General features: G+C 40.2%; 25 protein-coding genes. 4 read left to right on the top strand and 21 right to left on the bottom strand.

Features of this window, described 5'->3' with window-relative positions:
• Window positions 1–56: 56 nt before the first annotated feature.
• Window positions 57–263, bottom strand: a complete 207-nt coding sequence (locus DK858_RS06320) for a DUF1107 domain-containing protein (protein WP_069369866.1) — start codon at window positions 261–263, stop codon at window positions 57–59.
• A gap of 282 nt (window positions 264–545) precedes the next feature.
• Here DK858_RS06320 and DK858_RS06315 point away from each other — a divergent pair, with 282 nt between their 5' ends.
• Window positions 546–1106 carry a YtfJ family protein gene (locus tag DK858_RS06315; RefSeq protein ID WP_109396680.1) on the top strand — a complete coding sequence of 187 codons (561 nt, stop codon included), beginning with the start codon at window positions 546–548 and terminating at the stop codon, window positions 1104–1106.
• A 56-nt stretch (window positions 1107–1162) separates the two neighbouring features.
• Here DK858_RS06315 and cysQ read toward each other — a convergent pair whose 3' ends face one another.
• Together cysQ and DK858_RS06305 are read right to left on the bottom strand one after the other, a co-directional pair.
• Window positions 1163–1903, bottom strand: coding sequence for a 3'(2'),5'-bisphosphate nucleotidase CysQ (gene cysQ / locus DK858_RS06310; RefSeq protein WP_109396679.1), 741 nt, complete (start codon window positions 1901–1903; stop codon window positions 1163–1165).
• 142 nt (window positions 1904–2045) lie between these two features.
• Window positions 2046–2666, bottom strand: coding sequence for a peptidylprolyl isomerase (locus DK858_RS06305; RefSeq protein WP_109396677.1), 621 nt, complete (start codon window positions 2664–2666; stop codon window positions 2046–2048).
• 274 nt (window positions 2667–2940) lie between these two features.
• On the opposite strand from DK858_RS06305, the gene DK858_RS06300 reads away from it, so the two are divergent.
• Window positions 2941–4389, top strand: a complete 1449-nt coding sequence (locus DK858_RS06300) for an NAD-dependent succinate-semialdehyde dehydrogenase (protein ID WP_109396675.1) — start codon at window positions 2941–2943, stop codon at window positions 4387–4389.
• 143 nt (window positions 4390–4532) lie between these two features.
• On the opposite strand, the gene zinT is transcribed toward DK858_RS06300, so the two are convergent.
• Genes zinT through DK858_RS06285 form a run of 3 tightly spaced genes read right to left on the bottom strand, consistent with a single transcriptional unit; the run spans window position 4533 to window position 5569 of the window.
• Window positions 4533–5180: a metal-binding protein ZinT gene (gene zinT, locus DK858_RS06295; protein ID WP_109396674.1), complete on the bottom strand. Its 648-nt coding sequence runs from the start codon at window positions 5178–5180 to the stop codon at window positions 4533–4535.
• A 4-nt stretch (window positions 5181–5184) separates the two neighbouring features.
• Window positions 5185–5310 (bottom strand): type B 50S ribosomal protein L36, encoded by a 126-nt coding sequence (gene ykgO, locus DK858_RS06290; protein ID WP_006535739.1) that lies wholly within the window; start codon window positions 5308–5310, stop codon window positions 5185–5187.
• A gap of 10 nt (window positions 5311–5320) precedes the next feature.
• On the bottom strand, window positions 5321–5569 hold the full coding sequence (locus DK858_RS06285) for a type B 50S ribosomal protein L31 (protein WP_109396672.1): 249 nt from the start codon (window positions 5567–5569) through the stop codon (window positions 5321–5323).
• 235 nt (window positions 5570–5804) lie between these two features.
• Here DK858_RS06285 and DK858_RS06280 point away from each other — a divergent pair, with 235 nt between their 5' ends.
• Window positions 5805–7499, top strand: a complete 1695-nt coding sequence (locus DK858_RS06280) for a hypothetical protein (protein WP_109396670.1) — start codon at window positions 5805–5807, stop codon at window positions 7497–7499.
• A gap of 53 nt (window positions 7500–7552) precedes the next feature.
• On the top strand, window positions 7553–8218 hold the full coding sequence (locus DK858_RS06275; RefSeq protein ID WP_109396669.1) for a LysM-like peptidoglycan-binding domain-containing protein: 666 nt from the start codon (window positions 7553–7555) through the stop codon (window positions 8216–8218).
• A gap of 81 nt (window positions 8219–8299) precedes the next feature.
• Here the strand turns inward: DK858_RS06275 and rplI are convergent, their stop codons facing one another.
• From rplI to mutL, 15 genes are all read right to left on the bottom strand, one after another.
• Window positions 8300–8749 (bottom strand): 50S ribosomal protein L9, encoded by a 450-nt coding sequence (rplI, locus tag DK858_RS06270; RefSeq protein ID WP_023583606.1) that lies wholly within the window; start codon window positions 8747–8749, stop codon window positions 8300–8302.
• Window positions 8750–8789: 40 nt separating this feature from the next.
• The gene (gene rpsR, locus DK858_RS06265; protein ID WP_000135199.1) at window positions 8790–9017 is read right to left on the bottom strand and encodes a 30S ribosomal protein S18; all 228 of its coding nucleotides are present in this window, start codon (window positions 9015–9017) and stop codon (window positions 8790–8792) included.
• A gap of 4 nt (window positions 9018–9021) precedes the next feature.
• The gene (gene priB, locus DK858_RS06260) at window positions 9022–9342 is read right to left on the bottom strand and encodes a primosomal replication protein N (protein ID WP_006535746.1); all 321 of its coding nucleotides are present in this window, start codon (window positions 9340–9342) and stop codon (window positions 9022–9024) included.
• 8 nt (window positions 9343–9350) lie between these two features.
• The gene (gene rpsF, locus DK858_RS06255) at window positions 9351–9746 is read right to left on the bottom strand and encodes a 30S ribosomal protein S6 (protein WP_064718598.1); all 396 of its coding nucleotides are present in this window, start codon (window positions 9744–9746) and stop codon (window positions 9351–9353) included.
• Between the two features lie 176 nt (window positions 9747–9922).
• Entirely contained in the window at window positions 9923–10654 is a 732-nt protein-coding gene (gene rlmB, locus DK858_RS06250) for a 23S rRNA (guanosine(2251)-2'-O)-methyltransferase RlmB (protein WP_162556446.1), read from the bottom strand.
• 100 nt (window positions 10655–10754) lie between these two features.
• Window positions 10755–13247, bottom strand: coding sequence for a ribonuclease R (rnr, locus tag DK858_RS06245; RefSeq protein WP_109396666.1), 2493 nt, complete (start codon window positions 13245–13247; stop codon window positions 10755–10757).
• A gap of 39 nt (window positions 13248–13286) precedes the next feature.
• The gene (gene nsrR, locus DK858_RS06240; RefSeq protein ID WP_036914714.1) at window positions 13287–13715 is read right to left on the bottom strand and encodes a nitric oxide-sensing transcriptional repressor NsrR; all 429 of its coding nucleotides are present in this window, start codon (window positions 13713–13715) and stop codon (window positions 13287–13289) included.
• Window positions 13716–14143: 428 nt separating this feature from the next.
• Complete coding sequence (locus tag DK858_RS06235; RefSeq protein WP_109396802.1) at window positions 14144–15442, bottom strand: adenylosuccinate synthase; 1299 nt, start codon at window positions 15440–15442, stop codon at window positions 14144–14146.
• A gap of 90 nt (window positions 15443–15532) precedes the next feature.
• Window positions 15533–15715 carry a hypothetical protein gene (locus DK858_RS06230; protein ID WP_109396664.1) on the bottom strand — a complete coding sequence of 61 codons (183 nt, stop codon included), beginning with the start codon at window positions 15713–15715 and terminating at the stop codon, window positions 15533–15535.
• Window positions 15716–15900: 185 nt separating this feature from the next.
• The gene (gene hflC, locus DK858_RS06225; RefSeq protein ID WP_109396662.1) at window positions 15901–16905 is read right to left on the bottom strand and encodes a protease modulator HflC; all 1005 of its coding nucleotides are present in this window, start codon (window positions 16903–16905) and stop codon (window positions 15901–15903) included.
• Between the two features lie 2 nt (window positions 16906–16907).
• Window positions 16908–18185 (bottom strand): FtsH protease activity modulator HflK, encoded by a 1278-nt coding sequence (gene hflK / locus DK858_RS06220; RefSeq protein ID WP_109396660.1) that lies wholly within the window; start codon window positions 18183–18185, stop codon window positions 16908–16910.
• Between the two features lie 92 nt (window positions 18186–18277).
• Window positions 18278–19561, bottom strand: coding sequence for a ribosome rescue GTPase HflX (hflX, locus tag DK858_RS06215; RefSeq protein WP_109396658.1), 1284 nt, complete (start codon window positions 19559–19561; stop codon window positions 18278–18280).
• Window positions 19562–19655: 94 nt separating this feature from the next.
• Window positions 19656–19943, bottom strand: a complete 288-nt coding sequence (gene hfq, locus DK858_RS06210) for an RNA chaperone Hfq (RefSeq protein ID WP_109396656.1) — start codon at window positions 19941–19943, stop codon at window positions 19656–19658.
• 109 nt (window positions 19944–20052) lie between these two features.
• Window positions 20053–20994: a tRNA (adenosine(37)-N6)-dimethylallyltransferase MiaA gene (miaA, locus tag DK858_RS06205; RefSeq protein ID WP_109396655.1), complete on the bottom strand. Its 942-nt coding sequence runs from the start codon at window positions 20992–20994 to the stop codon at window positions 20053–20055.
• Window positions 20963–22972 (bottom strand): DNA mismatch repair endonuclease MutL, encoded by a 2010-nt coding sequence (gene mutL / locus DK858_RS06200; protein WP_109396653.1) that lies wholly within the window; start codon window positions 22970–22972, stop codon window positions 20963–20965. Before mutL ends, miaA begins: the two co-directional genes overlap by 32 nt.
• Window positions 22973–22988 lie beyond the last annotated feature (16 nt).

Genomic DNA, 22988 nt, shown 5'->3' with positions numbered 1-22988 from the left:
ACTGAGTCTTATCTAACTTATCAGAGAAAAAGACTCAGTTATCTATCAGATAAAAGTTAGCCCATTTCTGCTTTCAATAAAATGACCTGCTGATTCACTTCACTCATGACATTAAAATGTAGCTTATCTCTTATTTTTGGTAATAAAATTTTACCGTAATCGAATTCAAATGCACCCATTCCTTTGATATAAAACCGTCCACGAAATAACGTCTTAACGTAGAGAGCAATTTTTTCAGGGTTATAGCGATTGAAGATTTTCATCTTTCAGTTGTCTCCCATGCTCGTTGTTGAGTTTAATAAGTCATAAAGACTAATCTTTATATATCAAATTTAAAGACCTAATTATAAGTACTAGGTTCCACTTATTTAGTTTTCTTATCTATTTTTACATTTATTGACAGTAAAGAATATAAATAAAGATAGCATGTGCCTTATCTTACCCACTCAATGTTAAATAAATGTATCAGTGATGAGGTATTATTCTTCACTAGCTTCTATGCTTAGATAGAATCTAACGTCGATTTCAATAATAGGACAATGGCTATGCACAAAATAACCTTAGCTGCTCTTTTACTTAGCACATCTACATGGGTATTCGCACATAATATCACTGAAAATACAGTCCTTCCTGCTGTCACAATCAATGACAAAGGTGAGCTACTTTATGACACAACCAAAGATAAGTTTAGCTACCAAAATTGGAATAGTGGTCTGCTCAGTGGAAAAGTACGTACTGTTCAACATATAGCAGGACGTAGCAAAGCTAAGGAGATGAATGCACCGTTTATTGAAGCGGTAAAACTAGCTAAATTCCCACATGCCAATTATCAAACGACTACGATTATTAATACTGATGATGCGGTATTTGGCACAGGCCCATTCGTTCGTGGTAGCGTTGAAGACAGTAAAAAAGAATTTCCTTGGTCACAGTTTATTGTTGATGCCGATGGCGTCGCATTAAAAGGCTGGGGATTAGAAAAAGAGAGTTCAGCGATTATTGTTTTAGATAAACAAGGCAAAGTCCGTTTCGTCAAAGAAGGCGTATTAAGCGGTGCGGAAATTACATCTGCTATCAATCTCATCAATGACTTAATTAAAGAATAATTTCTAAATCAGAGCCCTTCTAAAACAAAGGGCTCCAATTTAATAAAGTAGTACAACTAAAAGATAGAAACTCGAAATCCTGGATTTATTAACGACTCTTTTGGAGAGTAATCTAACGTTACCCCTTTCCAATCTGTAACATGTGCGCCCGCTGCAATCGCAATAGCATGGCCAGCTGCAGTATCCCATGTATGCGTAGGGCCAAAGCGAGGATAAAGCTGTGCTTTACCTTCAGCAACTAAACAAAACTTCAAAGAGGAACCAACAGCAACGGTTTGATGTGCACCAAGCTGTGAGAGATATTCTTTTAATTCATCATCTTGATGAGAACGGCTAATCACGATCACGGGTGGCTCAGCACGACTTGCATGGATAGGCAGTCGTTGTCCACATACTTCTTTCCACGCTTGCTTATTTGCCGCTGCATATAACACATTTTGAACCGGTGCATAGACAACCCCTAAAACAGGAATACCTTTTTCAATTAAGGCAATATTTACCGTAAATTCACCATTTTTACTGATAAATTCTTTTGTTCCATCTAGAGGATCAATCAGCCAATAACGATCCCAATAACGACGAACTTCCCATTCAGGAGGATCTTCTTCAGATAATTGAGGTATATCTGGGGCAATAGAAGCAAGTCCTTGTTTGATGATTTGATGAGCGGCCAAATCAGCCTCGGTGACAGGTGAGTGATCACTTTTTTCCTGTACTTGAATAGGCTCTGATTGCTGGTAAATTTGCATTATCGCCATACCTGCTTGGCGGGCTAATTTGCTGACTTGTTCTAACATCATGCACCTCGCTTATTTCTATAAGTAGATAACTTCTCTTATAAAAATTAATTACCCTACTGTCTATTTATTTTAGTCCAGAGACCAAAATAGCCGGCAAAACCGGCTATTTTTTTACTCTGATTTACAGCAGAATAAGAAATTATAAAATTTCTAATAATTCTACTTCAAATACTAATGTTGCGAATGGAGGAATAGCCGCCCCAGCTCCACGTTCGCCATAAGCTAATTGGTAAGGAATATATAATTCCCATTTTGAACCAACTGGCATTAATGTTAATGCTTCAATCCAGCCAGCGATAACGCCATTTACTGGGAATTCAGCCGGTTGCCCACGTTGAACTGAGCTATCAAACACAGTACCATCAATTAAACGACCAGTGTAATGAACGCGAACATGATCTGTACGCGCAGGAATTGCACCTTCACCGGCTGTCAGTACTTTGTACTGTAAGCCCGACTCTGTAACTTGAACACCTTCATTTTTCACATTTTCGTCTAGGAAAACTTTACCAGCCTCAGCCAGCTCTGCTTGGCGTTCTTGACGCACAGCTTCCGCACGCTCGTGCATAGTACGTAAGGCATTGTGTAATGTTTCAACAGGTACAGAAGGTGCATTACCTTCTAATGCATCGGTCAAGCCAGCTAACAGTGCTGCGGGCTCTAATCCTTGAAGACCTGATTCAGTCAGTTGTTGACCGACTTGCAGACCAATACCGTAACTTGCCTGTGATTCGATAGAATCAAATGATGGTTTTGACATGAAAAAATACCTGTTTTTTATGAAAGTTAGATCCAAGAATAACAGTGGTAAGGTACAGCGTAAACCTTCAGTCTTGAGTAATGCGGATTATTCATTAAAAACGTAGTCAATTGACCTTATTCACCATATTTTGACGTTTTTTTATTGGTATTTGTCATACTTATTTTCACAACACTGCAACACAGGCATATACTTATACATAGGCATAAAACTGCCTAGCTCTGTTAATCTAGAGCTAAATATCAATATACAGAGATGTTCAGAGAGGTATTAAGTGAAAATAACTGCAAATCCCTATTTCCGTGAACAAGGCTATATTGATGGTCTGTGGTGTAATGCTAAAAACAACGAAACTGTTGATGTTATCGATCCTGCCACGGGTGCTTTACTTGGTACGGTACCGAATATGGCAACACAAGAAGCAATAATGGCTGTTGATGCTGCACAAAAAGCGTTACCAAAATGGCGTGCACTGACAGCACATCAGCGCGGAGCATTATTGCAAAATTGGTTTAAATTAATTATTGAAAACAAAAGAAAACTTGCTGAATTAATGACATTCGAGCAAGGCAAACCCGTTGCTGAAGCTGAAGGTGAAATTACTTATGCAGCTTCGTTTATCGAGTGGTTTGCAGAGCAAGGTAAGAGAGTCAACGGTGAAATTATTCCCTCGCCTTCTGCTGATAAACGTTTGATGGTGATTAAACAAGGTATTGGTGTTTGTGCTGCTATTACTCCTTGGAACTTCCCTGCGGCTATGATCACCCGCAAAGCTGCTCCAGCATTAGCTGCGGGTTGTACGATGGTGATTAAACCTGCCAATGAAACGCCTTATACCGCATTGGCTTTAGCCGAATTAGCCGCTCAAGCTGGTATCCCTGCGGGTGTTATTAATATTGTCACAGGTGATGCCATTAAAATTGGAGAAGTCTTTACCTCTGATAACCGTGTTCGCAAATTAAGTTTTACAGGCTCTACGGGGGTTGGACGTTTATTAATGCGCCAATGCTCAGATAGCGTAAAAAAAGTCTCTTTAGAATTAGGTGGCAATGCACCCTTTATCGTGTTTAACGATGCTGATATTGATAGAGCGGTTGAAGGGGCTATGGGAGCAAAATTCCGTAACGCAGGACAAACCTGTGTTTGCGCTAACCGTTTTTATATTCATAAAGATGTTTATCAAAAATTTAGTGAGCGCTTTGTTGATGCAGTTAAAAAGCTCAAAGTGGGAAATGGTTTTGAAGAAGGTGTCTCTATTGGACCACTCATTAACCGCAAAGCCGTTGAAAAATCACAATCATTACTTGCCGACACGCTAAAACGTGGCGCAACACTACTTTGTGGTGGGGAAAGTGATAAAGCAGGGGAAAACTTTTTCCAACCTACCGTTGTTGGTAATGTACCTACTGATAGCCATATTCTTGAAGAAGAAATATTTGGCCCTGTCGCACCTTTAGTGGTTTTTGAAAATGAAGATGAAGTGGTGCATTTAGCCAACAACACCATTTATGGTTTAGCTGCTTATTTTTATAGTGAAAATCCACAGCGTATTTGGCGTGTTGCTGAAAATTTAGAATACGGCATGGTAGGTATTAACACAGGGTTAATTTCTAATGAAGTTGCACCATTTGGTGGTATTAAACAATCAGGTTTAGGTCGTGAAGGCTCTGAGCACGGCATTGAAGACTATATGGAGATGAAGTATCTCTGCCAAGGATTATAATAATCTTTAACGCTATTTATAAAAGTAAGTCAGCATGGATGCTACTGCTTTTTCTTTTTTTATCATTATCTTTTTAAAGAAAAATACCCTCGATAATAACCAAGGGTATAAGGTGTCAGCTCAATATTCTTATCAAGAAGTTATCAGTGATAAAGCATTTCGTGAACAATATCATCTGCTTTCATTGAATAAGGGTAATATGTGGGCCAATTGCTTAGTTCTTTAAGTAATTCATCTTGCGATATGTTGCCCATATATAAATGGAAGTGCCCTGCTTTCTCTGGTGCAATAATGTGATCGCTAAATTGAATAAATTTAGGCGCTTGGCTTTTAGCATCATCACAACGAAAAAGATAACGTACGCCTTTCTTACCAGACTCATAATGTAGAACACGATAACCATCATAGTGATATTCGCAGCTATCTACTTTCTCACCTCGATGGAACTCAATAATATTGTTTTCAATACCAATCATATCTACATCAGTTTTATAGCCTTGTGTATAGTAAGCACGGTACTCTTCAACCGTTTTATCTTTTTTTGTTTCTGCTTTCTTTTGTAAAACTTCATCTAACTCGCCACTGAGAAGATAAGGCTCTACAGATTGCCATACCCCTTCCCAATCACTGAGTTGGCGATCAAGCACATCCTTATTTTTAAAAATTCCATTAGCAGCATCTTTCTGGGCTTGTGTTTGCACTTTTTCATGATGGTGGCTATGTGCTAAAACAGACATCGCACTACCCAACAATCCCATAATCAAAACACAAGAAATAACTGGTTTTTGCATAACTTTACCCCTGAACGGCTTTAAAACGTGGATTGGACTTACAAATCACATAAAGCCGACCACGACGACGCACCACTTTGCAATCGGGATGACGCTGCTTAGCACTTTTCAATGAGCTTAATACCTGCATTATCTTTTCCTTACTTAATAAATTGACCAAAACGTTTATTAAAGCGTGCCACATTACCTTCTTGAGAATGTGTCTTTTGCTTACCGGTATAAAATGGGTGTGATTGTGAAGAGACATCTAATGTCACATAAGGGTATATTTGCCCTTCATACTCTATTGTCTTTTCCGTTTGAATGGTTGACCCCACTTTAAAATAAGCATCTACACTAGTGTCATGGAAAATCACTGTTCGATATTGAGGGTGAATGTTTAGTTTCATAATAAACCCCATTTATTGATATGTTATAATATAACAATTTGCAATTTTGCTAATGTACCGCTTTTTAATTTTATTGACCAGTTTTTTTTGATTTGTTTTTCTATTTCAAGAAAGAAAGTATGCTTTTGAGAGGGATTTCTTAAGTGATCTAAATGGATTTTCTGGCTTTTTTTTATCCAGCTTTCCTATTTTCCGCTAAAGTTATACTAAGGTGGCAAAACAAATAGGATTTATTATGACTAATTGGCGCGATAAGCTTTTCAGTAAGTCACTTCTGTCTATCGACCTCACAATAGACTTTCCTAGCATTTGTCATTCTTCTACTCCTTCAATTCTTTCACAATTAACACCTTATGAAATAGGTGATACACCTTTACCTGATGAATTAAACCTATTGTCAGAGGCACATCTAAAGCTAAAACCTGTTGATAATTCAATACCTTTTAGTTGGTCAGCAGGCGCTCGTGAAGGAATTATTTTGCACCAACGAATAGGTCGAGCGATTGAACAGTTGCCACCTCAAAAAGCATCTGAAGAGTTTGCATTATCACTCTATCATGCAATAAAACATGTCATTCTTTTGCCTGATAAAGAGCATATCGATTCTTTTTATGCAATGGCCTGCCAAGATAAACTCGCTCCTATTACCTATCTTTCATATCTGATAGATAAAATAGAACAAGATGAAACAGTGATTAATCATGAAACCTATTTTCAATTAATCTTGTGGATCTTGAAGCTAAGTCCTGATAAGAATCCTATCAAAATTGCCTTAGGGCTATTAGGATCGTTTAATGATAGTACTTCTCAACGTTTACTTTTATTGTTTGCTCTTCATCCTGAATTTACACTTTATGCTATCCGTCCGCTAAAACAGCGTCTTTCTTGCGAAGAATTAGAGCCTTTTTTATATTCCCTTGGTCAACGAACCAAAGGCTGGGGACGCATCCAATTTATCGAGCATCTACCATCAACACTGTCTGTTAATAATCGCTATTGGCTACTGACAGAAGGGTATAAAAATAATGTAATGACAGAGTATGTGGCCTATGACTGTGCCACAAAAGGCGCGTTATTAGAGATGTTGAAGACGCATCCTTTAGATAATGAGTTATTGCTTGGTTGTAGTGATCTTTTACGCGCACTGCTTAATGGAGGCCCTGCAAAAGATATCTATGATTATGTAGAGGGTGCCCAAGCGTGTAATACTTTTATTTCACAGGTCAATTCTTTGCCACCAAAAGAATTAAAACTTCTTTATTGCGTCTGTGAAATCGCCGACTTTGTGCAAAATAGTGGTGAGGATTGGTTATTACTCGAGTCATTTGGCTGGAACGATCATTGCCAACAACAAATTATCTCTACTTCACAAAATATTATTCAAAAGCCAGAGTGGTCAACACTCATCATCGAAGCATTACAAAGCCCTTCTCGCTCAAAAAATTACCAAGCAAGCCTTGTCGCTAAATCTCTTCGTCTTGATATTTGGGAGTTGCTCTTTTCACTACAAAAAGATAATCCCAATGCGGATTGGTGGCACCAATTAATGCAAACAGATGCTTCTCACAAAATAGAAAGAGTAGTTAAACTTGCAGAACAACAAATTGCATTAACAGCATTAGATAGCACAGATGATCCATTAATAACTACCTACTCTGAATATCAATCTCATCATGCCGTTGAATATATTATGCAAGATCTTGGTGGTTTTCCTGGTATCGGCTGGTCACTTATCAAAAGACAATTACGCAGTCCAACATTGCGTGATAGAAATATGGCACTAAATGTTCTTTCAACATGGTCTGACACATTATTACCTCATGACCTTTATGGGGAATTAACGCAGGCTTTAACCATAGAAACTGATAAAAATGTGTATCACCGAATGAAGCTATTTCTAGTTAACCATCAAGGGAATAAAGAACATTAACGGTTAGAACGAATAGATAATTCTGAAAAGAATTCAGGGAGCAGGTTAGGATCATGGTTCGTGCTAGTATGGCTACAAGGAATAAAAAAGATGTTACAGCAATTCATAATACTGATTCACAGATCAATAATGAGGTGAATATGGGCAAATTCCCAGGCTTACATCGTCGAGCAATACTCGTTATTGCTATTGTTTTATTGGTCGTGTTTTTTTGGCCTACAAGTGAAAATAATGGTGAGCCACCTCAACCGTCATCATCGACGCATGATCTTCCTGTACCAATAGCGTCTACCAATGATCCAGTGTATCAAACACCGATCCCTCAAGCACAAGAGAGCTTAAATGCCGATCCCGAGGTTTCTCCATCAATAGATAACCCAACAACGGAAAATGCTCCCGTGGGAAATGTTGCTCAAGCAACACCGCCACAAGACACTCAATCAACACCTGAGCAAAAAACATGGCAAACCTACACTATCAAAGAAGGGCAAACCTTAGCGCAACTTTTTAGAGACAATCAACTTCCTGTCAATGATGCATTTTCTATGGCGAAATCAGAAGACCAACAAAAATCATTAAGTCAATTACGCTCAGGGCAAACTATTCGTCTACAGCGCAATCCGCAAGGTGATGTTAGTATGCTAGAAGTGACAAATAGCGCCGGTACTGTTATCACTTACACTCGTTTAAGTGATGGAAGTTATTACCGTACACCATAGTAAGAAGAACATTTACTTATCAAAAAAAACGCCAGCTAAGCTGGCGTTTTTCTTTATCAACATTAACTGTCTAATCGAAGATTATTCAGCAACAATGATAACATTCAGTTCAGCGAATACGTCACTGTGAACTTGGAAGTGAACTTCGTGGTCACCAGTAGTACGCAGAACGCCATTTGGCAGGCGAACTTCGCTCTTACACATTTCAACGCCAGCTGCAGTTACTGCATCAGCGATGTCACGAGTACCGATTGAACCAAACAGTTTACCTTCGTCACCCGCTTTAGAGCTGATAGTGACAGAACCCAGTGCATTGATCTTCGCTGCACGAGCTTCAGCTGCTGCTAAAGTTTCAGCTAATTTAGCTTCTAACTCAGCACGACGCGCTTCGAAAAACTCGATGTTTTTCTTAGTCGCAGAAACAGCTTTACCCTGTGGGATTAAATAGTTACGAGCATAGCCCGATTTTACGTTAACCTGATCACCCAGGCTACCCAGATTCGCTACTTTATCAAGCAGAATAATTTGCATTACCTTATCCTCTACAAGTCATTAATGGACTATATACCTATTACTGATGACGATCAGTATAAGGTAATAAAGACAGGTAGCGTGCGCGCTTGATAGCACGAGCCAGCTGACGCTGGTATTTTGCACGAGTACCGGTGATACGACTTGGTACAATTTTACCACTTTCAGTGATATAGTTTTTCAGCGTAGCGATATCTTTATAATCGATCTCTTGTACGCCTTCTGCTGTGAAACGGCAGAACTTACGACGACGGAAATAACGTGCCATATGGCTAGTCTCCAGAATCTATCAATTCAATCTGCTCGGCATGAAGCACCAATTTAAACAATCCATTTCGTGCCTGATGGCTACTAATGAATCCAGAAACGGTGATTTGGCTGCCGACCGTTATACTGTGAGTAACTGCTTGTAACGCTTTCCCGCTAGCAATAATGGGCATTCGGCACCACGATTGTCTTTTTAATCCCGCCTCTTCTTGTATCGAACGATGTTCAATAACAAATTGACAGTGCGGGATCCCAGCGGGGCTAACTTTTCGAATTAATGCTTTGCACACTGTGCCAGTTAGCACCAAATGATTATTAGCCGTCACAGCACTAATTACTCTTCAGAATCCTCTGCTACATCATCAACTTCTTCTTCATCGAGGTCATCAGCGATATCACGACGGCGTTCGTCTTTTGCTTTAACCATTGGAGAAGCTTCAGTTACTGCGTGTTTAGTACGCATAATCATGTTGCGGAGAACGGCATCGTTGAAACGGAAAGTAGTTTCCAGTTCATCAATCACTTCCTGCGGAGCTTCAACGTTCATCAGAACGTAGTGTGCTTTGTGCAGTTTGTTGATTGGATAAGCTAATTGACGACGACCCCAGTCTTCTAGACGGTGGATCTGACCATTTGCATTAGTGATAGCGGTTTTATAACGCTCGATCATGCCCGGAACTTGTTCGCTCTGGTCAGGATGAACCATAAAAACGATTTCGTAATGACGCATTTGATATTGCTCCTTACGGATTTATCAGCCTCCTGTCAGGGTCAGTCACCACCCATGGAGGCAAGGAACTTGTTTAAGTTGTGACTGAAAAAATTGACGCGTAACTATACCCCCGCGGCCAATAAAACTCAAGGGAGTATAGAGAATAAAATAAACTCAGCGATTATTTCACGCAATCATTTCACAGTAATACGCTGACGCATCGCTTCAAATAAACAAACGCCAGTTGCTACAGAAACGTTGAGTGAAGATACTGTACCCGCCATCGGGATACTGATCAGTTCATCACAATGCTCACGTGTTAAACGACGCATACCTTCACCTTCAGCCCCCATCACTAATGCCATTGGGCCAGTAAGTTTGCTTTGATATAAAGTATGATCTGCTTCGCCTGCCGTGCCAACAATCCAAATATTCTCTTCTTGCAGGAAACGTAATGTACGAGCAAGGTTAGTCACTTTAATTAAAGGCACGCTTTCTGCTGCACCACAAGCCACTTTTTTAGCTGTTGCGTTTAATTGTGCAGAACGATCTTTCGGCACGATAACAGCATGTACACCGGCTGCATCTGCGCTACGCAAACAAGCCCCTAAATTATGGGGATCAGTAACACCATCTAGCACTAATAAGAAAGGTGTATCGACTTTAGCTAACAAGTCAGGTAAATCTTGTTCTTGATACTGACGACCAGGTTTAACTTTTGCAATAATACCTTGGTGAACAGCCCCCTCTGTTTGGCTATCTAACCATTGACGATTAGCCACTTGAACCAAAATACCTTGAGCTTCTAATTCATGAATAACAGGGGTTAAACGGCGATCTTCTCGCCCTTTTAATACATAAACTTCTTTAAAACGTACAGGGTCACGCTCAAGTAATGCGGTTACTGCGTGAATACCATAAATAATTTCTTCGCTCATAGCGGTGCTTACTCATTAAAAAATAAAAGGCACAAAACAGATAAAAGGCGGGATCGCCGCCTTTAAAAAAGATCAGAAGAACAAAACGTTATGCATTATCACGTTTGGCTGCACGTTTAGCTTTAAGCTTTGCCTCTATCTTTTTGGTTTGTGATGATGCTTTCTTACGTTTGCTACTTGCTTTATCTTTCGCAACTTGGTCTTTTACGGCTTTATCTTTGCTCGCATTACCTCGACCTGATGATTTACCTTTTTTGAAGGCACTATCTGGCTCAAAGTTTTTATCCTTGCTTGCATCACGACGACGAGACTTGCTAGAACTTGCATTTTTCTTGTCTTTTTCACCTTTTAAACCACGAACACGGGCTGTTTTACCCGGATTACGTGCAGTGCGTGTTGTTGAAATTAAAGAAAAGTCGATAGTACGTTCATCCATACTCACTGCTTCAACTTTTACTTCCACTTCATCACCAAGGCGATAAACTTGCCCAGAAGACTCACCAATTAAGCGTTGTCCTACATTATCATACTGATAGTAATCATTATTTAATGTAGAAACATGTACCAGACCATCAATAAACAGATCATTTAAGCGAACAAAGAAACCAAAACCCGTTACGCTGGTGATTATACCAGTAAACTGTTGACCAATTTGATCCAGCATAAAATCACATTTCAGCCAATCAGCCACATCTCGTGTAGCTTCATCAGCCCGACGTTCAGTTAGAGAACAGTGTTCACCTAATTGTAGCATGGTGTCCATATCACTATGGTAGCCACCAGTTGGTGTCCAACGTTGTGAACCATGGCCTTTTTCTTTAGCAATCAGATATTTAATTGCACGATGAAGGGCTAAATCAGGATAACGGCGAATTGGTGAAGTAAAGTGCGCATAAGATTTTAATGCTAAACCAAAGTGTCCACGATTCTCAGGATCGTAAATTGCCTGTTTCATTGAGCGCAAAATCATGGTTTGCAGCATTTCACGATCAGGTCTATCTTCAACCTCTTTCATGACTCGTGCATAATCTGCTGGCTCTGGCGTTAAGCCTCCTGGCAACGTTAAACCTAATTCATTAAAGACAGAGCGTAGATTCAAAACGCTATCTTCTTTAGGTTTATCATGAATACGGTAAAGCGCAGGTTCTTCGTTTTTCTCAACAAAGCGAGCGGCTGCGATATTAGCAAGGATCATACACTCTTCAATCAATTTGTGTGCATCATTGCGAATAACTGGCTCAATACGCTCAATACGACGCTCTGCATTAAAGATAAACTTCGCTTCTTCTGATTCAAAACCAATCGCACCACGTTGTTTACGTGCATTGTCTAACGCTTGGTATAACTCATACAGATGTTCAATATCTTTAACGATAGGCTTATAGTGCGCACGCAGTTCTTCATCACCTTGAATGATTTTCCACACTTTGGTGTAAGTCATTCGAGCATGAGAACTCATCACCGCTTCATAGAATCTATAAGAAGAAAGGCGTCCTTGCTCAGAAACCGTCATCTCACAGACCATACACAAACGGTCAACCTGTGGATTTAATGAACATAATCCATTAGACAGAACTTCTGGCAACATCGGTACTACTTGAGAAGGGAAATAAACAGAGTTTCCTCGGCTACGTGCTTCTGTATCTAATGCTGTTTGTGGACGTACATAATAGCTCACATCAGCAATCGCAACCCATAAACGCCAGCCGCCCCCTTTTTTACGTTGACAATAAACAGCGTCATCAAAGTCTCGCGCATCTTCACCGTCAATCGTAATTAAAGGTAAGTCTCGTAAATCAACACGTCCTTCTTTAGCTGACTCTGGTACTTCTTCTTTTAAATCAGCCACTTCTTTTGTAACTTTCGCAGGCCATGTATAAGGAATTTCATGAGTACGTAATGCGATTTCTACCGCAATACCCGTTCCCATCGTTTCACCTAAAATCTCGACAATACGGCCTACAGCTTGGGTGCGACGGGTTGGTCTTGTTGTGATTTCAACAACAACCACATTTCCCATTCGTGCGCCCATGATATCTTCTTTAGGAATAAGAATATCAAAGCTTAAACGGCTATCATCAGGTACAACAAATCCCATACCTGACTCAATAAAATAGCGACCTACAATTTGGTTATTTCGTGGCTCTATCACTCGAACAACACGACCTTCACGGCGTCCCTTTCTATCCATACCTAAAGGTTGAGCAAGGATAACATCGCCATGCATAGTTTTTTTCATTTCATCTTGTGAAAGATAGAGGTCATCTTTTTGACCTTCTGCACGTAAAAAACCATAACCATCACGGTGACCGATTACCTTCCCTTTCCATAAATCAAGGCGTTCAGGTAACGCGTAGCACTGGCGACGGGTAAAAACTAATTGACCATCACGCTCCATCGCTCTTAAACGACGACGTAACGCTTCTAAGTCTTCTTCACCTGAAATTTTTAACGCCTGTGCTAAATCTTCACGGCTCATTGGTGCCGTGCGTTTTTTCATTTCTTCTAAAATATATTCGCGACTAGCAATTGGAGAGGCGTATTTTTCTGCTTCTCTATCCTGAAAAGGATCTTTTGACATTATGACCTCCAAGCTATCAGATTTGATGAAATAGTAGACTCAAACATCTTCTAATAACAATTTATATAAGGAGCTATTATTTTCAACTAGCTCAGCGAGTGTGTGACGGTCTAACTCTTTCAAAAACTGCTCAATTGCCTGATTCAAGACCAGTTTTAGTCGACACGCAGGGGTAATGTGGCAAAACTCAGCGCTACAGTTTACTAATGAAAGTGGCTCTAAAGCACGAACAACCTCACCCACAATGATGTCTGTTGCAGGCTTACCTAAACGGATCCCTCCATTTTTACCACGAATAGCCTCAACAAAACCTAAATGACTAAGTTGATTAATAATTTTCACCATATGGTTACGCGAGACACCATAAACTTGAGTCACTTCAGTGATACTCGTCATTTTGCCTTCTGGCAATGAAGCCATATATATCAATGCCCGCAATCCATAATCTGTAAAACTGGTTAATTGCACAATGACCTCTGAAAAGTGGTTTTCCCTATTAAAATCGTTAAGGGATAAGTAATTATTAATGAGAATATCATTTTATTAAGCAATATTATGTTTAATTTTTGGACATTTATCAAAGATATACTCAAAAGTGAGTTATTGCTACCGCTCACTTGGTTATTAACAAAATAATAGCGACATCACAGACAAAGAAAAAGCGATACTGTCGATTTTCAACAGATCGCTTTTCTATTTCTGACATTACAACAATAACATTGTCTTATTGTTTTCTACTCATTACGGATAAAACAGAAGCAAAACCGAGTGTAAAGCTGTCTTATCTTATGTGTGTAACGCGTATTTTTATCTTAATTTCACCAGCAAACAGATACGAAAAAATCGCCCCTGTCATTTTCAGGGACGATTTTCACATCAAACCAATTTAATGCAGATTAAGCATCAAATGGATGACGGAGAATGATGGTTTCTGAACGGTCTGGACCAGTAGAAACGATATCAACAGGAACGCCAGTTAACTCTTCTACACGTTTGATGTAGTTCAGCGCTGCTTGTGGCAATTGAGCACGATCTTTCACACCAAAAGTACTTTCGTTCCAACCTGGCATTGCTTCATAGATAGGCTCGATACCTTCCCAATTATCGGCAGCTAAAGGTGTTGTATCAATCACTTCACCATTTGGTAAACGATAACCTACACACAGTTTCACTTCTTTCAAACCATCTAACACATCCAGTTTCGTCATGCAGAAACCGGACAGTGAGTTGATTTGAACCGCGCGACGAATAGCGATGATATCTAACCAACCAGTACGACGGCTACGACCTGTTGTTGCACCAAACTCTTGGCCTTTCTCACGTAAGAAGTCACCCACTTCATCAAACAATTCAGTTGGGAATGGACCTGCACCTACACGAGTAGAGTAAGCTTTGATGATCCCTAATACGTAACCAACATAGCGAGGGCCTAAACCTGAACCTGTTGCGACACCACCAGCGGTTGTGTTTGAAGAGGTAACATACGGATAAGTACCGTGGTCGATGTCTAATAAAGTGCCTTGTGCACCCTCAAACATCACTAGCTCACCGTTTTGTGTTGCTTTGTACAGTAAGTCAGAAACATCAACAACCATACCTGTCAGAATATCAGCGATTGCCATGATATCGTCTAAGGTTTTTTGGTAATCAACAGGTTCAACTTGGTAGTAGTTCACCAGTTGGAAGTTATGGTATTCGATGATTTCTTTGAGTTTTTGTGCAAACGCTTTTTTATCAAACAGATCGCCAACACGTAAACCGCGACGAGCAACTTTATCTTCGTATGCAGGACCGATACCACGACCTGTTGTACCGATAGCTTTTTCGCCACGTGCTTTCTCACGAGCATTGTCTAATGCGATGTGATAAGGAAGGATTAATGGGCAAGCTTCAGACAGAAGTAAACGAGAGCGAACAGGAATGCCACGATCTTCAAGTTGGGTCATTTCCTTCATCAGTGCTTCCGGTGATAACACGACACCGTTTGCTATGATGCTAACAACATTTTCACGGAGAATGCCTGATGGGATCAAATGAAGAACGGTTTTTTCACCGTCAATGACTAGAGTGTGGCCTGCGTTATGTCCACCTTGGTAGCGAACAACATATTTAGCGCGTTCTGTCAGCAAATCGACTATCTTGCCTTTGCCTTCGTCACCCCACTGGGTGCCCAATACGACAACGTTATTACTCATTTCAAAATACACTCGGTTGCTTAAAAAAGGATTCTACCATCTCAATTCAAGAGTTACAGTAGATTTTATCTAATTATGTCATCCCCGCCTTTAAGCAATAGATAATCTTGCCATTGTCAATATTTTCGCCCCAAAAATCCGCATCACAAACGCATTGTGAATTTTATCAACAGTTTTGATCGCAAAAACAGGAAGCAGAGTGACATAAAAGTGAAAATGGCGAAGAATACGCTTCGGAATTGCCGAAGGTTTATCTTGAAATGCAATTTTCACTTTATACTATCCCAGCTAAAACCATTTTGGAAACCATTAAGCGTAAATTTTCATCTTTTTATGCACAATTATTTATTTCTTAGCTTGATTACTAGCATTAACTTATTAATATCCCAAAAAAAATCCCCCACTTTTTAAGGTGGAGGATTTTATAATTTACTCAAACGGTTTAATACGTTTGGAAATTACTCTTCAATTGCCCGCGCTTTTGTTGGTGCTTTCATATAGCGTAAGAAATCGCTATCTGGGCTTAATACCATGACGTCATTACCATCTTGGTTAAAGCTTTTCTCATAAGCACGTAAGCTACGAATGAAAGCATAGAAGTCTGGATCTTGGCTAAACGCATCAGCAAACAGCTTAGTTGCCTGAGCATCACCTTCACCGCGAAGACGTAATGATTCACGCTCAGACTCCGCAAGTGTTTCTGTTACGGTCTTATCCGCAGCTGCACGAATTTTCACAGCTTGCTCTTGACCTTGTGAGCGGTGACGACGAGCAACAGCTTCACGCTCTGCACGCATACGCTGATAAATTGCTTCAGAAACTTCCATAGGTAAGTTGATTTGTTTGATTCGAACATCAATCACTTCAATACCTAAAGCCGCCATACTGTTCATATTAATAGCTGGAGCTTGGCCTTTAGTTTCCTCAGCGACTTTTTTAGCAGCGATTGCGATTGCATCATCAGCAGCACTTGAATCACGAGATGGCGTACCTTCATTCAGCGCATTACGAACATCAATGGTTAAACGACCACGAGAATCCGTAATAATCTGGTTTACGCTCATACGACCAATTTCAGAACGTAAACGGTCACTGAATTTACGACGCAGTAAAGTTTCAGCCTGCATTGTGTTACCACCACCTGTTGCCAGATAGTAGGTGCTGAAATCACTGATACGCCATTTCAGATAAGAGTCAACTAATAAGTCTTTATTCTCACCTGATAAGAAACGGTCTTGCTGGATATTCATAGTTTGAATACGCGCATCCAGTTTTTTCACATTCTCAATAAATGGAATTTTAAAGTGAAGACCCGGTTCATAAACAACGGGTTTATTTTCAGCATCTCGCACAACTTTCGCAAAGCGTAAAATAATGCCACGCTCATACTGTTGAACGACAAATACAGAAGAGTACAACAACGCTAAAATAATAACTGCAACAACAGCGATAACTTTACGCATGATTATTGTCCTCCTTGATTATTGCCATAAGGCTGACCATAACCGCCATTATTACTACCATATCCACCATTACCATAAGTCGTTGTTGCTGGTTTTTGTGCCGGTGCTGGATTTACAGTTGGAGCGGGTGTGTTGATACGAGCAGGCGCCTCAAACTTATTTGATGGTGTAGTCGCTTGAGATTGCTGACGTAACATTTGCTCTAAAGGCAGCACTAACATGCTGTTACCTTTATCATTAGCGATGACTTTACGTGTTTTTGATAGCACTTTTTCCATCGTTTCAATGTAAAGACGTTCGCGAGTAATTTCAGGAGCAGCACGATATTCAGGTAAGATTTTAGCAAAGCTTGCTACCTCACCTTCTGCTTTCATTACCACACTGGTTTTATAAGCAGTCGCTTCTTCAATCATACGTTGTGCGTTACCTTTTGCTAACGGTAACACTTCGTTTTTATAAGCTTCAGCTTGACGAATTGTTTTTTGTTCTTCTTCACGCGCAGCGATAACGTCATCAAATGCTGCTTTTACCGCTTCTGGTGGGCGAGCAACTTGGAAGTTGACGTCCACAATCGAAATACCCATGTTATAAGGGCGGATGGTCTCTTCTAATTCTTGACGTGTCTGGTCACGAATTTCTGAGCGGTTAGAAGTCAGAATTTTTTCCATTTCTGAACGACCAATAACACCACGTACTGCACTGTCAGTCGCCTGACCTAAGCTGTTAATTGGTGTTGTCAGGTTAAACAGAAATGTTTCTGGATCGGAGACAACATACTGCACGTTTATCTCAACTTGAACCATGTTTTCATCTGACGTTAACATCATGCCACCCGTGGTTAAATCACGGATAGTTTTTACGTTAACAGGCTGAACTTCATCAATAAAAGTTGGTTTCCAGTTCAGACCAGGTTCAACGATTTGGTAAAATTTACCAAAACGCGTCACTACGCCTTGCTCTGCCTCTTTGATGGTATAAAAACCACTTGCAGCCCAAACCACGACAACCGCACCTAACGCAAGAGAAATCAAAAGATTTCCAGCATTGCTACGAGGACCGCCATTTTGCCCAGAAGAGGAGTTTCCACCTTTTTTACCGCCGAAACCACCAAGCTTTTCACTCAGTTTACGGAACATATCATCGAGATCTGATGCTCCACGATTCCGACCTCCTTGATTACCGTTAGAGTTACCGTTGCCATCGCCATTATTATTGCCGCTGTTTCGGTTACCCCACGGGTCGCGGTCTTGTCCGTTGTTACCGGGCTGATTCCACGCCATGTTCTAGCTCCATTATTATGATTAGATTTATCAGGCTTAAGAGCCGATTTCGTCGCCAGCTCTCAGTTAATGTTCTTTATTATGGCCGAATATTAGACCACGTAATCCAATAAATTTGGTTCCTGCTTGCAAAGGCGGCGCCAGTCTACCATAGGCATACGTATGATTAGCCCAACTTTACCGTCTTTTTCAATCCATTCACGTTCTATTGACTGTAATTGATAAAAACGACTACGTAATCGCCCTGTATCTTCTGGCGGTAAACGTAATTCAAAGTGTGCGATCTCACCTGAAAGACGTTCTGTTAACGCCTGATACAACAGAGGAATGCCTTCACCTGTTTGTGCAGAAACCCAAACCCTAACGGGTAAGTTTTCTTCATTTCGATCAATTCTTGGAGTGAAGTCTTCAAGAAGATCAATTTTGTTCATAACATGCAGTGTTGGTATTTCTTGAGCATCAATCTCTTCTAATACATGTTCAACTGCATGAATATTTTCCTCAAAACGGCTATCTGCTGCATCAATAACATGAAGAAGTAAGGTTGCTTCTCGTGTTTCTTGCAAAGTGGCTTTAAAAGCAGCAACAAGATCATGAGGTAAATGTCGAATAAATCCAACAGTATCGGCTAATACAACCGTTCCCACGTCCTCGACTTGAATACGTCTTAGTGTCGGATCTAATGTTGCAAAGAGCTGATCTGCTGCATATACATCAGAGCAGGTAATATGATTAAATAAACTCGATTTCCCCGCATTCGTGTAACCAACAAGAGATAATGTTGGAATATCAGCTTTACTCCGCGCTTGTCGTCCTTGTTCACGCTGACGCTCAACCCTACCCAATCGCATTAGAATTTGACTAATTTTACCTCGGAGTAAGCGACGGTCTGTTTCTAGCTGAGTTTCACCTGGTCCTCGTAACCCGATCCCCCCTTTTTGTCTTTCAAGGTGAGTCCACCCTCTGACTAAACGGGTTGATAAGTGACGTAACTGGGCGAGTTCTACCTGTAATTTTCCTTCATGGGTTCTTGCTCTTTGAGCAAAAATATCAAGGATAACTCCCGTGCGATCAACCACTCGGCATTCACAAAGTCTTTCCAGATTTCGTTCTTGTGCAGGTGTCAGTGCATGATTAAATAAAACAACATCTGCACCACTTGCTTTTACAGCTTCGGCAATTTCTTCTGCCTTACCTTCACCCACATAATATTTAGGATGAGGTGCTTTACGATTTCCTGTAATAATTTGAACTGGTTTAACACCCGCAGATGTCACCAAAGATTCAAATTCTTGCAAATCCTCAACGTCCTTTTCTTGAGAAAAGAATACGTGCACTAAAACGGCTAATTCGCCACCTTCATAACGATCAAACAAAGGCGAAACCTCTTAGACTTTATAAAAACAGGAAAAAACATAGGTAAAGTCTCCCTACCTATGTTTTTCTTATATCAAGAATAATATTGGCTTATTATTCTGCAACTTCATCCTGCTGAGCAGTGCCACCATTGTAGCCTGTACCCGTTTGGTTCGTGCCTGTGTTGCTATGATGAGAAACAGGACGCGAAGGTACCACGGTAGAGATAGCATGTTTATATACCATCTGACTTACTGTGTTTTTCAGCAAAATAACAAATTGGTCAAAAGATTCGATCTGACCCTGCAATTTAATGCCGTTTACCAAATAGATAGAAACGGGAACCCTTTCACGACGTAATGCGTTCAGGAAAGGATCTTGCAAAGATTGCCCCTTAGCCATTCTATGTTTTCCTTATTTTGTTGTTTTATATTAGAACCTAATTGGTTCGAAAAATGAACTACTCAAAAATTGCGCTTTGGCAACTATCAATTTTACACAAACCTACCATCTATGCACTAACTACCTGCAAAACAGTGTCAAGAGATTGTTTTGGATCTTCACTGTCAAGCCAGTGAATGTTATTCCAACCCCTTAACCAGGTGATTTGTCGCTTCGCTAATTGCCGGGTCGCGCAGATCCCTCGATAAACCATCTCATCATAATCTATTTCGCCTGATAAATATGACCACATCTGGCGATAACCGACACAACGTACAGAAGGTAGATCTTCATGCAAATCGCCCCGTTCATACAATGATTTTACTTCATCTTCAAATCCACACGTTAACATCTGTTTAAAACGAGCTTCAATGCGTTGGTGAAGAACATTTCTATCTTTCGGAGCAATCGCAAATTGATAAACATCATAAGGCAAAGACTCGCCTGATATTTTTGTCAATTCCGTCATTGTCTTACCTGAAATCAGGTAAACTTCTAACGCACGAGAAAGCCGTTGAGGATCATTAGGATGGATCCGTTGTGCTGCAACAGGATCAACTAATGCTAACTCTTTATGTATTGCCTCCCACCCTTGCTCTGCTGCTTTTTTTTCTATTTCAGCACGAACATCCGAATTGGCACTGGGCAAAGGCGATAGACCTTCAAGTAACGCTTTAAAATATAGCATAGTCCCACCCACTAATAGTGGAATTCGTCCAACTGCAGTAATTTCTTCCATTGCCTTTAATGCATCTCGTCGAAAATCTGCAGCAGAATAGGGAAATGCTGGGTCTAGAATATCAATTAATCGATGTGGAGCAAGCGATTGCTCATTCGCATCCGGCTTTGCTGTACCGATATCCATACCACGATAGATAAGAGCTGAATCCACGCTAATAATATCTACAGGCAGTTTCTGTCTCAGTGCAATTGCTAATGCTGTTTTACCTGACGCTGTAGGTCCCATTAGAAAAATTGCTTTAGGTTTTATTTGCGTATTCACATCGCTCATTATTTAATGCCACTACCACCGGTTGTAAATCTATTAATTGTAATAAGTTTTTTGCTGGCTGTCTGACATACTGAGGACAAAATCTTTCAATATCAGCCAATAGCCCTACTGCTTGAGCTTGTGTCCATTGCGCCTGCTCGGCTCCTAATTGTTTTGCAAACCACTGTCCTAATTGTTGCTTGGTACAAGATTGTTCTGCTGACAAATAGGTTAATAATGCTGTCAATAACACGGGTAAATTTTGCTGGCGCAAAGGTAACGATACTGCATGTATTGTTGCTTTACCGTGAGAAATTTCGATAACGATCCCGAAATGACTGATTAGTGATTGAAACTGATTGAATACACTAATCTCCTCTTTACTCAATGCTAACTTTAAAGGCACTAACAAAGGTTGTGGCTTCAATGTTTCATCTTTAGGCAGTAATTGTGCACATTTTAACAGAAAATCAGCTTCTTCCAATGATAACAACCCAAGACCTTGTGAAGATTCTATTAACGCATATTTGTGCTGATAAATTGCCAATACTCGCCCAAAAGTATAATCATTTTGTCCCTCTTTCACATTGACAGAACGAGGCATCACCGAAATGGCATCTTTTTCAGTATTATTAGTTGTATGAACGATTTCACCTAAATTCAATGGGGCACGCTCAGGAAATAGTGGTATTTTCTCTTTATCTTTTGATGCAGCTACACTTTCTTGCACCATTTTTTGATAAAGCGCGCCTTGTGTCCGCTGATAACTTTCACCAAACTGATGGCGACCTCCAAAGTGAGAGGCTTGCTTTTGATGTGAGTTATTGTTTTGCTCTCGTTCTCTGTATTGGTGTGATGATGTATTTAGCGGAGTTTGAGCTATTGGTGCTTGATAAGGCTGAGAAAATACGTTTTCACCTGCAACTTGACGATTTTCAGGGAAGTTTAACGCTGTTTCGTGTTCTTCTTCATCATCTGACGTTAATGATAAAGGCTCTTGGGTTGCTTGTCTTAAAACACTCAACACACCTTGATAGATAAAATCATGAACCAAGCGAGATTCATGAAAGCGAACTTCATGTTTAGCTGGATGGACATTAACATCGACTTGGTGAGGATCAACACTTAAATACAAAATGTAAGAAGGTTGCTGTTCTCCTTGCAAATAACCTTCGTAAGCTTGGCGAATAGCATGATTAATTAATCTATCACGCATCATTCGTCCATTCACATAACAATACTGAATTTCACTACTTTGCACTGGCGATAAAGGATGTTCTACCCACCCTTTTATTGCTAAATCACCATGTTCCCACGATAACTGCATTGATTGATTAACAAAATTATTACCACAAATCGCACTCAAACGGCGATTTTGCTGACTTTCATCTTTTACCGCACGGTATTGCCGAACACGTTTGCCATTATGAGTAAGATTGATAGTGACATCAAAACGCGATAACGCAATGCGGCGCACTACTTCATCGATATGTGCAAATTCTGTTTTTTCAGTCCGTAAAAATTTACGTCTTGCCGGCGTGTTATAAAAGAGATCAAGCACTTCAACAGTACTTCCTACTGGATGAGCGGCAGGTTTAACGGTGACTGCCATATCTCTGCCTTCTGCATAAGCTTGCCATGCTTCTTCTTGATCTTGAGTACGCGATGTCAGAATTAAACGGGAAACAGAACTAATGCTCGCTAATGCTTCTCCACGAAACCCCATACTCATTATGGCTTCGAGATCGTCAAGACTTGATATTTTGCTAGTTGCATGGCGAGCAAGTGCTAACTTCAAATCATCACGATTGATACCACATCCATTATCACGAATACGAATAAGCTTTGCACCACCTTTATCGATATCAATATCAATTGAGGTCGCGCCTGCATCTAAACTATTTTCCAGCAACTCTTTAACAACAGAGGCAGGTCTTTCAACAACTTCCCCTGCGGCAATTTGGTTTGCAAGCTGAGGAGGTAATAAATTTATTGCCATTACCTTTATTCCATTC

Origin of the sequence: Proteus faecis, assembly GCF_003144395.1 — a bacterium.
GTDB classification, from domain to species: Bacteria; Pseudomonadota; Gammaproteobacteria; order Enterobacterales; family Enterobacteriaceae; genus Proteus; species Proteus faecis.
The sequence above is the reverse complement of the archived record's forward strand: the minus strand, read 5'-3'. Positions and strand labels throughout refer to the sequence as shown.